Below are 12895 nucleotides of genomic sequence, written 5' to 3' on the forward strand. Positions count from 1 at the left end.
ACGCTCTCGTGGAAGCATGAACTCCTTGCGCTTCACTCTGGGGGTCTTTCACGATGTTCAACATTCGCCGAATTCTGTCGGCCGCTATACTGGCTTTGGGGTTGGTACCGGCCGCCAATCTCGCGAGCGCCGCTGACCTGCCGGTCAAGGCGCCCAAGCCGCCCGCCGACCTGCCGTTTTTCTTGGTCATCGATGATCGCGTGACCTACTCCTACATTTTCTCCGGCACCGATCCCGGCGTATTTTCCGTCCGTCCCGACGGCAGCATCAACGGAAAGACGGCCAAGCAGGTCTATTCGTTCACGCACTTCGACATCTGGGCCTACGGCCAGAACTTCTTCACCATCTCGATGTACAAGTCGGACCACAACGACCCGGCGTCGCCGTGTTCGAATGTCGGCGTGACCATCACCGGAGCTCCAGCAACCTGCGCCGGCGCTACAGAGATTTACGGCCTGTTCCGCTCGACCTTCGGCTGGAACCAGATCTTCAACACCAAGGCGTTCAGCATGGGACCGCTGAACAACATCTCGTTCGAAGTGGGCATGGATGCCAACACCGAGAACAACTTCCTCGCGCCCGCCAAGCGCGACGTCGTCGCCGGTCTCCAGTTCGAGTTCAACCTTCCCTACAAGGGTTACATCAACGTGTCGCCGTTGATGTATTACGAGTTCGCCAATCATAACGCGTTCGACCAGTGCGGTCTGTTTGGCCCCGGCGTGCCCGGCGTGACCTGCCTGACCGACGGCAATACCAAGTTCAAGCCGACCTGGGCCGTCGAAGTGAACTACTACATGGATCTCGGCTTCCTGCCCGAGAACATGCAGTACTTCTCGATCAGCGGCCGCGCCGGCTGGTACGGCAAGAAGGGCACCGAGAACGAGCCGATGGCGTTCAATCCGGTCACCAACGTCAACACGGCGGTGGAGCTCAACTCCGAGCCGATCCGTCTAACCTTCGACGCGAGCAAGGCGTTCTGGGGTCCGAAGTATTCCCACTTCGTGGATGTCTGGGTCGCCTACCGCTACTGGCAGAACAAGTTCGGCCTCGACCACGCCAAGAGCACCGTCTGTAACGTCGCCCCGGGCGTCAGCAACCATTCCTGCACCGAGGAATCGCTCTATTCCGGCATCTCGGTGAAATTCTGATCCACCCGACCCGTTCCACGGGTGGATCGCCTCGTGGCGCCGCGACACACCGCGGCGCCACTTTCCCCCTTCCTGCACGGCGGGATGCCGGCCGGCGGGATCGTTGCGCGACTATCGGGTCCAGATGCCCTCGTGCACGATCGCGGCTTCGTCCTCAAGCAACGGACCGACGACCTCGGTCTTGCGTTGACCGCTGTCGAATACGTTGCGACAGGGCAGATCGAGCGTCGGATTGTCGGGGTGATTGCCAGTCAGTTCGCGCAGGCGTTGCTCGCTCAGTCCGTAGACCACGCGGCCGATGCCCGCCCAGTAAATCGCGCCGGCGCACATGGCACAAGGCTCGGCGGATGAGTACAGCGTCGCGCGCGCCCGGACAGCCGCGGGCAACGTCGTGCATGCGAGGGTCGACAGCATTCGCTCGGCATGGGCCGTGCCGTCGCGCGACGGCATGAAGCCATTCTCCACCTCGAGCAGGACGTTGCCATCGCGATCGACGAGGACGGCTCCGAAGGGGTGATTGCCATTGCCGATCGCACGGCGCGCAACCGCGAACGAGTGCCTGAGAAAGCTCTCGTCGTCTCGCGAATGGCTCGGGCGGTCCGTCTCGCTCATACGCAATCTCCTTGCCGCTCATGTTTCCGCGCGGTGGCCCGACGGGCCGACCTTCGCCATCATCACGGAGGACGTGGTTTGGGACGACGATCGAGACGCGCGCGAAGTCAGGTCTACACCATTCCCGTGGCCTCGTCCGATCCGTGACGTCTTTGCCGGGCCTCCGGCACGAGAATCATAACCAGCGCCAGGACGACGTGAATCGGAGCCCTATCGGGAGCGCTATGCGGAAGATATGAAGCAATTGCCGTAAGTCCGCCGAGCAGTAAAGGCGGTTGCGTTCCAGCGGCTCGACCCGCGAGGCGTCATCCTTCCGGGCAGCCCCAAACCGCTATCGCCTAATTCCGACAGGACGAAAACCAACTGGAGATCCGATGCAGCGGTCGCGGTCGACGGCTAAACGCGTCGCGTGCGCCGATTCTCTCCGATTGGCGAACGTCAGCCGATCACGCGATCGCTTGGATGGAACTGGAGAAGGCGCTTGGCGGCCGGTGCAGGCCATAATGGTCGCGCAGTGTCGTGCCGGCGTAGTCGTCGCGGAACAGGCCGCGCCTGCGCAGGATCGGGACGACTTGTTCGGCAAACACGTCGAAGCCACCGGGCAGCCAGGGCGGCATGACGTTGAAGCCGTCAGCGGCGCCGTTCTCGAACCAGGTCTGGATGTTGTCGGCGATCTTCTCCGGCGGGCCTGCAATCACCCAATGGCCACGGGCGCCGGCCAGGCGCTGGACGAGTTGGCGGATCGTCGGCTTTTCGCGATCGACGATGTCGACCACCAGCTTGAAGCGGCTGGCCACGCCGCGCGCAGCGCTGGTGTCGATCAGATGGCGCGGGAACGGGCCGTCGAGGTCGAACCCGGACAGATCGAGCCCGATCATCTGGCGAAGCTGGGTCAGTGAATATTCCGGCTGGATCAGTTCATTGAACTCGTCCTGCAGCCGATCCGCCTCAGTTTGCGTACTGGCGATGAAGGGACTGATGCCCGGGAGGACCTTGATCTGATCGGGACTGCGATCGTAGGCACGGGCTTGTCGCTTGATATCGGCGTAGAACTCCTGGGCGCTCGCCAGGGTCTGATGTGCCGTGAAAATAGCTTCGGCAAAGCGTGCGGCAAAGGCGCGGCCATCGTCGGACGAGCCAGCCTGCACATAGACCGGCCGTCCCTGCGGTGTCCGCGAGATATTGAGCGGGCCGCGGACGCGAAAGTGCTTTCCGGCGTGGTTGATGGCGTGGATCTTGTCAGTGTCGGCGAAGACGCCGGCGACGGGATCGTTGATCAGTGCGTCGTCTTCCCAGCTGTCCCACAGTTTGGTTATGACATCGAGATACTCGCGCGCCCGCTCGTAGCGTTCATGATGCGGAGGATGCTCGGGCAGGCCGAAGTTCTGTGCCGCCTGCGCCGTGCTCGTCGTCACGATGTTCCAGCCGGCCCGGCCGCCGCTGAGATGATCGAGCGAGGCGAACAGACGCGCGAGGTTGTAAGGCTCGGTGTAGGTCGTCGAGGCGGTTGCGATCAGGCCGATGCGTCGGGTCGCGACCGCGATGGCGGCAAGCCAGGTGATCGGCTCGAAGCGGAAGCGCTGCGCGTAGCGGACGTTATCGGCGAGCGCCGGCCCATCGGCAAAGAAGATCGCGTCGAACTTGTGCGCCTCGGCCTTCTGCGCCAGCTCCTGGTAGTAGGTGACGTCGAGGATCCGCTCCGCGGCGGAGCCCTTGTAGCGCCAGGCCGCCTCGTGATGGCCACCCGGATAGATAAAGAGATTGAGAGACAGCTGTCGATCGCTCATGCCTGCGGCTCGCGGAATGTTGGGGTGGTCAGTTGCCGGTTGACGGCTTGTGTGCAAACGCGAAACGCAAGTAGCGCTCCAGAGGCAGCCCTTCCGGTGTTCGTTTCGTTTCGACGAGGCGGGCAAACACGCCGCGGATCTGTTCGCGTTCAGACGCTGAGAACGCCTCGAGGAAGTTGCCGAAGGCGCTGGCTTCCGACCATCGGAGTAGCGAATTGACGTCCTCATGCACCTCGGTCAGCGTGCGCAGCTCGCTGCGGTAGCCGGCAAAGCCGGCGGCGGCGAACAGTGATCTGAGTCCATCGTCGGTCAGACCGAGCACCGGATTGGAATCCTGGCGATGATCGGCGAACCCGGCCTCGGCGATGGCTTGGCGCAGCAGCACGCGGGACTGATGCGGGCGGGACGGGTCCTGCACGTTGAGCCCGAGGCGGCCGCCGGGCTTGAGCACGCGATGGATTTCCTGCAAGGCGCCGCGCTTGTCGGCAACCCAATGGAAGACGCTGTTGAGATAGACCGCATCGAACTGGCCGTCGTCGAAGCCTGCGAGGTCTTCGGCCCGGCCGGTGTGGAATTGCAGATGATCCGACTGCCGAAGTCGCGCGATCTCGATGCGGCCGGGGAGCGGGTCGATGCCGATCACCCGCCCATTCGGTCCGACCAGGCCGGCGACGAATTCGGCAAGCCGGCCGGTGCCCGTCCCGATATCGAGCACATGCTCGCCGGTCCTGATCGCCAATGGTCCGATCAGGAACTTGCCGTGACGGAACTGAACCAGCCCCGCCTCGTCATAGGAGCGAGCCAGCTCAGGCGTATCGTGTTCGAGGCTGATGACACCACTCATCTGCGGCGTGTCCTATCGTTCATGATGGCAGCGCTATGTGCACTTCGCGTGCGAGCGACGTTCGGACTCTACGTCGGTGATCGCAAGCCTGTCGATGAAATGAACTTGCATTGTTGTATCAAATGCCAGCATGAAGCTTGTGAGTTGATCGACGATCATAGACGAGTGCCTCCGTCACGAAGAAATCAGCGGCTCGTTCGTGCCGTTCTTGCGTGTCGGGCGCTTCAGCTGTTCCGGTCTTGCGCGCTGAAACGGCGGAGAAAGCGACGATCGTCGCAAATATTTCAACGGCTGCGTCGGCCGCGAAGCGATCATTGCTCGCCGCGGAAAACAAAGCTGGTTTCGTTTCATTGACTGGCGATCGATCGCTTTTACGATTTGCATTGTCAAAGCGAGGCCGATCGTCATGCCGCAGTCCGACCCCGACAGTGTTGCTCGTGAGGCCTTGCGCCTGATCGGACCCGATCCGCAAAACTGGGTGCCCGATCTGGACGGGATCGATCATAATGTGGTCGTCGTCGGCGGTGGACAATCCGGCTCGGCGTTTGCGTTCGCGCTTCGGCGGGCAGGGATCGGCAAGGTCTCGGTGATCGATGCTGCGGCCGGCGTGGCTGAGTCGGGCGTGTGGCTGACGAGTGCACGCATGCACAAGCTTCGGACGCCGAAGTCCCTGCCGGGTCCGGAGCTTGGTCTGGCCGGTCTCGGGTTCCAGGCGTGGTATGAGGCGCGCTACGGTGCAGCCGCCTATGATGCGCTCGACCGCATTCTGCGGTTCGATTGGGCGGCCTATCTCGATTGGTACCGCAGGGTCACCGGTGTAGCGGTTCGTTACGCGACGCGGCTGGTCCGGATTGAGCCGGCGGGGGAGCATCTGCGGCTGCATCTGAAGCAGGGCGGTCGCATCACGGTCGAGACTGCGCGAAAACTTGTGCTTGCGACCGGCTTTGCAGGAAGTGGCGGCGCCGTCATTCCTGATGCGCTGCGCGATCTGCCGAAACACATTCATGCTCATACCTCCGAGAGGATCGACTTCAGGTCGCTCCGAGGCCGATCGGTGGCGGTGATTGGAAGCGCCGCGTCGGCGTTCGATGCCGCTGCCGTCGCGCTGGAAGCCGGAGCGCGCGACGTCCACCTCTATGCGCGGCGCGAGACGCTGGCCTCGCTTCCGGTGATCCGGATCCGCGGTTATCCGGGCGCCTACGACAATTACGGGGCTTTGCCGGATGCCCTGCGCTGGCAGCAGGCGATCCGCTTCCGCGAAGCAGGTTCGACCCCGCCGCCAGATGCGATCTCGCGCGCCGTCGCGTTTCCCAATTTCCATCTCCATCTCGGCGCGCCGTGGCAGGCTGTGCGGCTCGAGGGCGGGCGTCCCGTCGCGGTGACGCCGCAGGGCGAATTCGGTTTCGACTTTGCCATCGCCGGTACCGGATATGCCGTGGATCTCGGCGCGCAGACCGAGCTTCGCGACTTTGCGGATGAGATACTGCTGTGGCGCGACCGCTTCACGCCGCGTGACCAGGACAGGGATGAGACTCTCGCGGCGTATCCCTATCTGGGATCGGGCCATGAATATCTGGAGAGGGAGCCCGGTCGCGCGCCGTTCCTGAAGAATATCCATGTCTTCAACCCGGCAGCCTTCGTCAGCTTCGGCCTGCCGGTCGGCGATGTCCCGAGCTTCAAGCGCGACATTCCCGCTGTCGTGGCGCGGATCAGTCGCGATCTGTTCCTGGCCGATCTGGCGGCGCACGAGGCGCGCATCAATGGACCGATCGCCGAAGATTTTGCTGCCGAGCTTTATGCTCGGGCGGTCTGGCGCCCACCGGAGCACGTCGCGGCCGAGTAGAGCCACACCATCAAGTAGGTTTGCAAAGCCGGTTTGTTTGTCTCCGCCGTCGTTACCGCGACCGGCGCATGGCGGAGCCTTGTGTGGAAGATCGCGGTGAGAGCACGATCATGAGCAACACGACTGTCATCGATAACGTCATTCCGCGCGCTGATATCATCAAGCGTGCGGCGCGGCTTGGAGCAGAGATCCGGAATGTCCGGCTGTCGGGTGACCTGTCCGACGAAGTTATCCGCGCCATCAACCAGGTGCTGCTCGAGCACAAGGTGATCTTCTTCCGCGACCAGCAGCATCTCGACGATTCCGAGCAGGAACGCTTTGCGGTGCGGCTCGGCAGACTGGTGCCGCATCCGACGGTCGGCGCGATCAAGGGGACGTCGTCGATCCTGGAGCTGGATTCGGGACGCGGCGGCGGCCGAGCCGACCAATGGCACACTGACGTGACGTTCGTCGATGCCTATCCGAAGATCTCGGTGCTGCGCGGGGTGGTGATTCCGCCCTATGGCGGCGACACCATCTGGTCGAATACGGCCGCGGCGTATCTCGACCTGCCGGCGCCGCTGCAGCGGCTCGCGGACGAGCTTTGGGCCGTGCACAGCAACGCCTATGACTATGCCGTCAAGGCGCGGGCAAGCGAGGCCGACCGCAAGCATTTCGATGAAGTGTTCACCGGCACGATTTACGAGACCGATCATCCCGTCGTGCGCGTTCACCCCGAGACCGGTGAGCGGACGCTGGTGCTCGGCAATTTCGTGCAGCGCTTCGTCGGTCTGCCGAAATACGACGGCCAGAAGCTGTTCGACCTGTTCCAGTCGCATATCACGGCGCCGGAGAACACGGTGCGCTGGAGCTGGAAGGCCGGCGACGTCGCGATCTGGGATAATCGCGCGACCCAGCACTATGCGGTCAACGACTATGGTGATCAGCACCGCGTGGTGCGCCGTGCCACGATCGACGGCGAAGTTCCGGTATCGATCGACGGTCGCCACAGCGTGACGCGCATCAAGGCGCCGAAGCAGCAGGCCGCGAAGGCGGCATGATCTAGCCGGATCGAGGGGAGTTGCGAACATGAATGCATTGATCCGAATCCTGCGCGCCCGGCGTTTCGCCGCGCGGTTCGTGCTGGCCGGCGCCGTGGCGCTCGGGCTGGCGGCCCCGGTCCTTGCCGAGCCGCCGCTCGAAAAGACCGAGATTCGCTACCAGGGTTGGGCCGGTCAGGTAACGTTCACCGAGCTCGCCGAAGACCTCGGCTATCTCGCGCCGCTGAAGCTGAAATGGGTCGGCAACACCATCAGCGGGCCGCAGGACATCCAGACCGTCGTCACCGGCGATACCGATATCGGCGGTGCGTTCTATGGCGCAATCCTCAAGCTGATCGCGGCGAAGGCACCGATCAAGGCGGTGATCGGCTATTACGGCTCCGACGCCAACACCTATCAGGGCTACTTCGTCAAGGACGACAGCCCGATCAAGACGGCGCGCGACCTGATCGGCAAGAAGGTTGCGGTCAATACGCTGGGCGCCCACCTCGAATTCGTGCTCCGCGAATATCTGGCGCGGAACGGCCTCAGCGCCGGCGAGGCGAGGCAGGTGACGTTGGTGGCGATACCGCCGGTGACGGGTGAGCAGGGGTTGCGCCAGGGGCAGGTTGAGGTGAGTACGCTCAGCGGCGTGCTGCGCGACAAGGCGCTGGAGCGGGGCGGCATCCATTCGCTGTTCAACGATATCGATCTGTTCGGCCAGTTCACCGGCGGCGCCTATGTGCTGCGGGACAAGTTCATCAGGGACAATCCCAATGCGTCACGCAAGCTGGTCGAAGGCATCTCGCGCGCGATCCAGTGGGCACAGACCACGCCGCCGGAAGAAGTGCGGGCCCGGTTCGAAAAGATCATCGCGGAACGCAAGCGCAACGAGGATGGCTCGACGATCAAGTACTGGAAGAGCACCGGTGTCGCGAGCAAAGGCGGTGTGATCTCAGACGCCGAGATCCAGGTGTGGATCGATTGGCTCGTGAAGGACGGGCTGTTCAAACCGGGGCAGATCAGGGCGTCCGACACCTACACGAATGAGTTCAACTATTTCCGTCCCGGCAAGACGGCGGAGGCGCGATGAGCCCGGTCAAGATCCGCTTCGAGCAGGTCCGCAAGGAATTCGTCACGCGGGGCGAAGGCGGCCGCCCGGCGGGTTGCTTCACTGCACTGGAAGACATCACGCTCGATGTGCGTGCTGGCGAATTCCTCGCTCTCGTCGGACCGAGCGGCTGCGGTAAATCGACCTTGCTCGATCTGCTGGGCGGACTGACGGCGCCGACCAGCGGCCTTATCTTGCTCGATGGCCGGCCGATCGGCGGTCCGGGACGAGATCGCGGCATCGTGTTCCAGCAATACGCGCTGTTTCCTTGGCGGACCGCAGCGCAGAATGTCGAGTTTGGGCTCGACATCGCCGGCCTGAAGGCCGGGCAGCGGCGCGAGGTCGCGCGGCATTTCCTCGATCTGGTCGGGCTGTCCGGCTTTGCCGATCGCTATCCGCACGAGCTTTCCGGCGGCATGAAGCAGCGCGTCGCGATCGCGCGAAGCCTCGCCTATGACCCGGAGGTGCTGCTGATGGACGAGCCGTTCGCTGCGCTCGATGCACAGACGCGTGAGACGCTGCAGGGCGAGCTGCTGCGGATCTGGCGCGCCACCGGCAAGACCATCGTCTTCATCACCCATGCCATCGACGAGGCGGTCGTGCTCGGTCAGCGCGTCGCGGTGATGACATCGCGCCCGGGCCGGATCAAGCAGGTGATCGAAATCCCCGACGTGCTGCGCAGCGAGGCCGAGGATGTGCGTTCGCTGCCGGAGTTCGGCCGCGTCAGGCATGAGGTCTGGACCCTGCTGCGCGAGGAAGTGCAGAACGCCCAGCAGGGACAGTTGTCGGGCGACGCGCGTCGCGCCGGTCGCGAGGTGGAGGAGGAGGCGCATGTCTAGTCTGGAGATGTTGACCCTGCTGGAGCTCGGCTATGGCCGGCGCGAGACCGGCGCGGACCGCCAGGCATCGGCGGCAGTTCGGATGCGCGTCGCCCTTCGCCGGCTGGCCACCGCGGGTCGCCGTTCGCTGCTGCTGATTGCTCTGCTGGCCGCCTGGGAGGCGGTGCCGCGGCTCGGGCTGATCGATGCCGTGTTCTTGCCGCCATTTTCGGAGGTGATCGCGGCCGGCTGGCAGCTTGCGCAAACCGGCGAACTCTACGACGACGTCTCCGCCAGCTTGCTGCGCGCCCTGAGCGGATTTCTGATCTCGGTTGTCTTGATTGTCCCGCTCGGCCTCGTCGTCGGCTGGTACACTCGGCTCGGCGATCTCCTGAACCAGTTCATCGAGATCTGCCGTAACACGGCGCCGCTGGCGCTGCTGCCCGTGTTCATTCTGCTGCTCGGGATCGGCGAATTGTCCAAGATCACGATGGTGATCTACAGCTGCGCCTGGCCACTGCTGCTCAACACCATTGCTGCGGTGCAGCAGGTCGATCCGCTGCTGATCAAGTCGGCGCGGACCATGGGCGCTACGCCGCAGCAGCTGTTCCGCAAGGTGATCCTGCCGGCCGCGCTTCCAACCATCTTCGTCGGCATTCGCCTCGCCAGCGCATCGGCCATGCTGGTGCTGGTGGCGTCCGAAATGGTCGGCGCCAAGGCCGGCCTCGGCTATCTCATCATCAACAGCCAGTACAGCTTCCTGATCCCACAGATGTATTTCGGCATTTTCGGAATCACGGTGATCGGTCTGGCCTTCAATGCCGTTCTCGAGGCGATCGAACGGCATTTCATGCGCTGGAAGCAGCCGGCGGCTGGTTAGGAGGAGGGGTTGCCGCCGCCCGGCGTGTTCCGCGCGGTGGCCTGGGTCACCACGCTGTTCGGCGGGACATCCCTGGTCAGCCAGACATTGCCGCCGACGGTCGAACCGCGGCCGATCGTGATGCGGCCCAGGATGGTGGCGCCGGCATAGATGACCACGTCGTCCGCGACGATCGGATGACGGGCGTCGCCCTTGATCAGGCTGCCTTCGTCGTCGGTCGGGAAATGGCGCGCGCCGAGCGTGACGGCCTGGTAGATGCGGACATTGTCGCCGATGATCGCCGTTTCCCCGATCACGACGCCGGTGCCGTGATCGATGAAGAAGCCCGCGCCGATGCTGGCGCCGGGATGAATATCGATGCCGGTCCGGGTATGCGCGATCTCCGCCATCAGGCGAGCCACCAGCCGCGCCCCGAGCCGGTACAGGAGATGGGCGAGGCGGTGGTGGATGATCGCGGTCATGCCGGGATAGCCGATCAGGATCTCAGGAAAATTTCGCGCCGCCGGATCGCCGACGAAGGCCGCGCGCAGGTCGTTGACGAGAAGCCCGCGCACCTGCTGCAATTGCGCAGCGAACGCGCGCGTCAGTTCGACGGCGTCATGGCGCTGGAAGCCCGGCTCGAGCTCGTCGCCGACGAACAGCGCCGCGCGGTGGATTTGCGCGTTGAGCGAATCCAGCGCGATGCTCAAGGTGTTGCCGACAAAATAGTCGATGTTCTCGCCGTCGAGATCCGATTGGCCGTAGTGCCGCGGGAACAGCGCCTCGGTCAGGCCGTCCAGGATCGCTTCCAGCGCATCGCGCGATGGGGCGCGGCGCGGATCGCCGTCCCGCCTGATGCTGTGGGTCTCTTCCCTGGAGACGCGCAGTTCGGCAACGATCCGGTCGAGCTGCCAGCGGCCCGGCGGGCTGCCGGCAACGCCGGCCGACGATGGTGGCGACTGTGGCGGCAGTTCGCGCTTCATGGCGTGCCTCTCCTTGTCCTAGCGGACGTGGGCCAGCTGGATACTGACTTCAGCAAGCAGATCGAGGTCGGCCTCGTGATCGATCTGCACATATCGTCCGTTCCAGTAGGTGAGGCCGGACAGGCGGTGCGAGACGTCCATGCTGGACAGCCGACCCACGATGATGCCGTGGGAGTGCCGTTCGATGATCTCCTCGACCTGGCATTCGACCGTGGCCAGCGAATGTTGTAGCAGCGGGACGCCGGAAGCACCCGGGATCCAGGCCGTTCCGTCGAAACGCTGTCTGCCTTTCAGGCGGCTGTTGCTGAACCGCTCCGCCAGCGCCTGCTGGTCCGAGCCGAGGATGTTGACGCCGAATAGCCGGTGGCGGGCGATCGGCTCAAAACAGGAGGTCTGCCGGTTGATGCTGACCAGGAGCCGAGGCGGCGAGGCGCTCAGCGACGTCAGCGAGGTGACAGTCATCCCGGTGATGTCATCACCGCTTCCCGCCGTGATGACGCAAACGCCACCGGCGAGGCGGCGCATCACCAGCCGAAACTGCAGCTCGATCTCGTGATCCGCGTCGACCAAATGGATGTCCGGCTTGCTCATCGGGTCTCTCCCTTTTGCCGCCGCCGGATCCGCCTCCGATCAGAAGAAGCCCTTGGCGGGTAGCGGCGTGCCGCTGATCTCATATTGCCCGATCGAGCGGGCCTTGAAGGTGTTCGGGTTGTGCGACGCCAGGGTCCGCGCGTTGCGCCAGTGGCGGTCGAAATTAGTCGCCTTCTTGGTGGCGGACGCGCCGCCGACATCGAACAGCAGGCTGCCGCTGCGGATCGCGAGCTCATCGGCGACGATCTTGGCTTTTGCCGAGAGCAACGCGGCTCTGTGCGCGGCGTCGACTGCACCGGTATCGCCGGCGTCGAACGCATCGGTGGCGGCGTCGAGCGCCTCCGCCGCCGCGAGCACGACGGTCTCGGCCGCAAATGCGCCGCCGGCGATCTGGCCGACGGTCTGCTGCAGCAACGGGTCGTCCGCCGGGACCTCGCTCGGCGCGTAGTAGAACGTGCGCTTGCGCGACCGCACCAATTCGGCTGCGTCCTGCAACACCGCGCGCGCGATACCGGCGTTGATCGCGGTCAGGAACAGTTGCGCGAATGTGTTGGCGTAGGGAATGCCGTAGCCGGTGTCAGGGGCGTCGAACACCACCTCCTGGCGCTTGACGCGCACGTTGCGGAAGTGCGTGGTGCCGGTTGCGGTCAGCCGCTGGCCGAGCCCGTCCCAATCGTCGATCAGCTCGATCCCCTCGCGGTTGACCGGGATCAGCACCGCCGCATTGGCGCCGGCCGTATCGGCCGTGCGCACCAGCACATAGTCCGAATAGAGCGTGCCGGTGCTGTAGTATTTGGTGCCGTTGAGCAGATAGTCGTCGCCATCGGCGGTCAGTGTGGTGTTCGGCGTGACATTGCCGACTTTCGGGGTATCGAGTTCGGTGGCTGCGAGCCCGATGATCGCGCCGTCGGCGACGGCCTTCTGCCATTGCCGGTGCTGTTCGTCCTGGGGACGACGCACCAGCCGTTCGACCACGCTGAAATGGTTGCGCAGGATATGCGCGACGTTGGCGTCGGCGGCGCCGAGCCGGATCACGAGCTCGAACAGCGTGCGGATCGACGCGCCCGCGCCGCCGACATCCACCGGAAGCCGCAATGCGCCGAGACGCGCCTTGCGAATGAGATCGACCTCGGCGAATGGCAGGATACGTTCGCGCTCGCGCTGACCTGCCGCCTCGGCGATACGGCTCAGCAGCGCATCGATGTCGGGGGATTGGCTATCCAGGCGATCGGACGGCTGCAGGGAGGTGGCGGATACGGGCTTGTTCATGGATCTCGGCC

Annotated in this window: 13 protein-coding genes; 6 read left to right on the plus strand and 7 right to left on the minus strand. The window is 64.3% G+C overall.

Annotated elements, in window-relative coordinates; genetic code table 11:
• The first annotated feature begins 53 nt into the window (after positions 1-53).
• Positions 54-1148, plus strand: coding sequence for a hypothetical protein (locus ACVISU_RS33410; protein ID WP_050405189.1), 1095 nt, complete (start codon positions 54-56; stop codon positions 1146-1148).
• Positions 1149-1259: 111 nt separating this feature from the next.
• Here the strand turns inward: ACVISU_RS33410 and ACVISU_RS33415 are convergent, their stop codons facing one another.
• The 4 genes from ACVISU_RS33415 to ACVISU_RS33430 all read right to left on the minus strand — a co-directional run bounded on the left by ACVISU_RS33415 (position 1260) and on the right by ACVISU_RS33430 (position 4799).
• A complete protein-coding gene (locus tag ACVISU_RS33415; RefSeq protein WP_050405190.1) occupies positions 1260-1760 on the minus strand; it encodes a nucleoside deaminase in 501 nt (166 codons plus the stop codon).
• Positions 1761-2206: 446 nt separating this feature from the next.
• Complete coding sequence (locus tag ACVISU_RS33420; RefSeq protein WP_456709774.1) at positions 2207-3547, minus strand: LLM class flavin-dependent oxidoreductase; 1341 nt, start codon at positions 3545-3547, stop codon at positions 2207-2209.
• A gap of 28 nt (positions 3548-3575) precedes the next feature.
• Positions 3576-4391 carry a class I SAM-dependent methyltransferase gene (locus tag ACVISU_RS33425; protein ID WP_456709775.1) on the minus strand — a complete coding sequence of 272 codons (816 nt, stop codon included), beginning with the start codon at positions 4389-4391 and terminating at the stop codon, positions 3576-3578.
• A gap of 174 nt (positions 4392-4565) precedes the next feature.
• A complete protein-coding gene (locus ACVISU_RS33430) occupies positions 4566-4799 on the minus strand; it encodes a hypothetical protein (protein WP_456709776.1) in 234 nt (77 codons plus the stop codon).
• On the opposite strand from ACVISU_RS33430, the gene ACVISU_RS33435 reads away from it, so the two are divergent.
• From ACVISU_RS33435 to ACVISU_RS33455, 5 genes are all read left to right on the plus strand, one after another.
• Positions 4798-6234, plus strand: a complete 1437-nt coding sequence (locus ACVISU_RS33435; protein WP_456709777.1) for an FAD-dependent oxidoreductase — start codon at positions 4798-4800, stop codon at positions 6232-6234. The genes ACVISU_RS33430 and ACVISU_RS33435 overlap by 2 nt on opposite strands.
• A gap of 110 nt (positions 6235-6344) precedes the next feature.
• Complete coding sequence (locus ACVISU_RS33440; protein WP_456709778.1) at positions 6345-7274, plus strand: TauD/TfdA dioxygenase family protein; 930 nt, start codon at positions 6345-6347, stop codon at positions 7272-7274.
• A gap of 28 nt (positions 7275-7302) precedes the next feature.
• Positions 7303-8346, plus strand: coding sequence for an ABC transporter substrate-binding protein (locus tag ACVISU_RS33445; protein ID WP_456709779.1), 1044 nt, complete (start codon positions 7303-7305; stop codon positions 8344-8346).
• Positions 8343-9203: an ABC transporter ATP-binding protein gene (locus ACVISU_RS33450; RefSeq protein WP_456709780.1), complete on the plus strand. Its 861-nt coding sequence runs from the start codon at positions 8343-8345 to the stop codon at positions 9201-9203. The genes ACVISU_RS33445 and ACVISU_RS33450 overlap by 4 nt, the downstream gene beginning before the upstream one ends.
• A complete protein-coding gene (locus tag ACVISU_RS33455; protein WP_456709781.1) occupies positions 9196-10062 on the plus strand; it encodes an ABC transporter permease in 867 nt (288 codons plus the stop codon). The genes ACVISU_RS33450 and ACVISU_RS33455 overlap by 8 nt, the downstream gene beginning before the upstream one ends.
• Here ACVISU_RS33455 and epsC read toward each other — a convergent pair.
• Genes epsC through ACVISU_RS33470 form a run of 3 tightly spaced genes read right to left on the minus strand, consistent with a single transcriptional unit; the run spans position 10059 to position 12884 of the window.
• Entirely contained in the window at positions 10059-11024 is a 966-nt protein-coding gene (gene epsC / locus ACVISU_RS33460; RefSeq protein ID WP_456709782.1) for a serine O-acetyltransferase EpsC, read from the minus strand. The genes ACVISU_RS33455 and epsC overlap by 4 nt on opposite strands.
• A gap of 18 nt (positions 11025-11042) precedes the next feature.
• Positions 11043-11615, minus strand: a complete 573-nt coding sequence (locus ACVISU_RS33465) for a flavin reductase family protein (RefSeq protein WP_456709783.1) — start codon at positions 11613-11615, stop codon at positions 11043-11045.
• A 39-nt stretch (positions 11616-11654) separates the two neighbouring features.
• Entirely contained in the window at positions 11655-12884 is a 1230-nt protein-coding gene (locus tag ACVISU_RS33470; RefSeq protein WP_456709784.1) for an acyl-CoA dehydrogenase family protein, read from the minus strand.
• Between the last annotated feature and the right edge of the window lie 11 nt (positions 12885-12895).

The sequence above is a fragment of the Bradyrhizobium sp. USDA 4452 genome (assembly GCF_054063575.1).

Coding starts and splice junctions, on each gene's coding strand:
- ACVISU_RS33410 (WP_050405189.1), top strand. CDS start 54: ATGTTCAACATTCGCCGAATTCTGTCGGCCGCTATACTGGCTTTGGGG.
- ACVISU_RS33415 (WP_050405190.1), bottom strand. CDS start 1,760: ATGAGCGAGACGGACCGCCCGAGCCATTCGCGAGACGACGAGAGCTTT.
- ACVISU_RS33420 (WP_456709774.1), bottom strand. CDS start 3,547: ATGAGCGATCGACAGCTGTCTCTCAATCTCTTTATCTATCCGGGTGGC.
- ACVISU_RS33425 (WP_456709775.1), bottom strand. CDS start 4,391: ATGAGTGGTGTCATCAGCCTCGAACACGATACGCCTGAGCTGGCTCGC.
- ACVISU_RS33435 (WP_456709777.1), top strand. CDS start 4,798: ATGCCGCAGTCCGACCCCGACAGTGTTGCTCGTGAGGCCTTGCGCCTG.
- ACVISU_RS33430 (WP_456709776.1), bottom strand. CDS start 4,799: ATGACGATCGGCCTCGCTTTGACAATGCAAATCGTAAAAGCGATCGAT.
- ACVISU_RS33440 (WP_456709778.1), top strand. CDS start 6,345: ATGAGCAACACGACTGTCATCGATAACGTCATTCCGCGCGCTGATATC.
- ACVISU_RS33445 (WP_456709779.1), top strand. CDS start 7,303: ATGAATGCATTGATCCGAATCCTGCGCGCCCGGCGTTTCGCCGCGCGG.
- ACVISU_RS33450 (WP_456709780.1), top strand. CDS start 8,343: ATGAGCCCGGTCAAGATCCGCTTCGAGCAGGTCCGCAAGGAATTCGTC.
- ACVISU_RS33455 (WP_456709781.1), top strand. CDS start 9,196: ATGTCTAGTCTGGAGATGTTGACCCTGCTGGAGCTCGGCTATGGCCGG.
- epsC (WP_456709782.1), bottom strand. CDS start 11,024: ATGAAGCGCGAACTGCCGCCACAGTCGCCACCATCGTCGGCCGGCGTT.
- ACVISU_RS33465 (WP_456709783.1), bottom strand. CDS start 11,615: ATGAGCAAGCCGGACATCCATTTGGTCGACGCGGATCACGAGATCGAG.
- ACVISU_RS33470 (WP_456709784.1), bottom strand. CDS start 12,884: ATGAACAAGCCCGTATCCGCCACCTCCCTGCAGCCGTCCGATCGCCTG.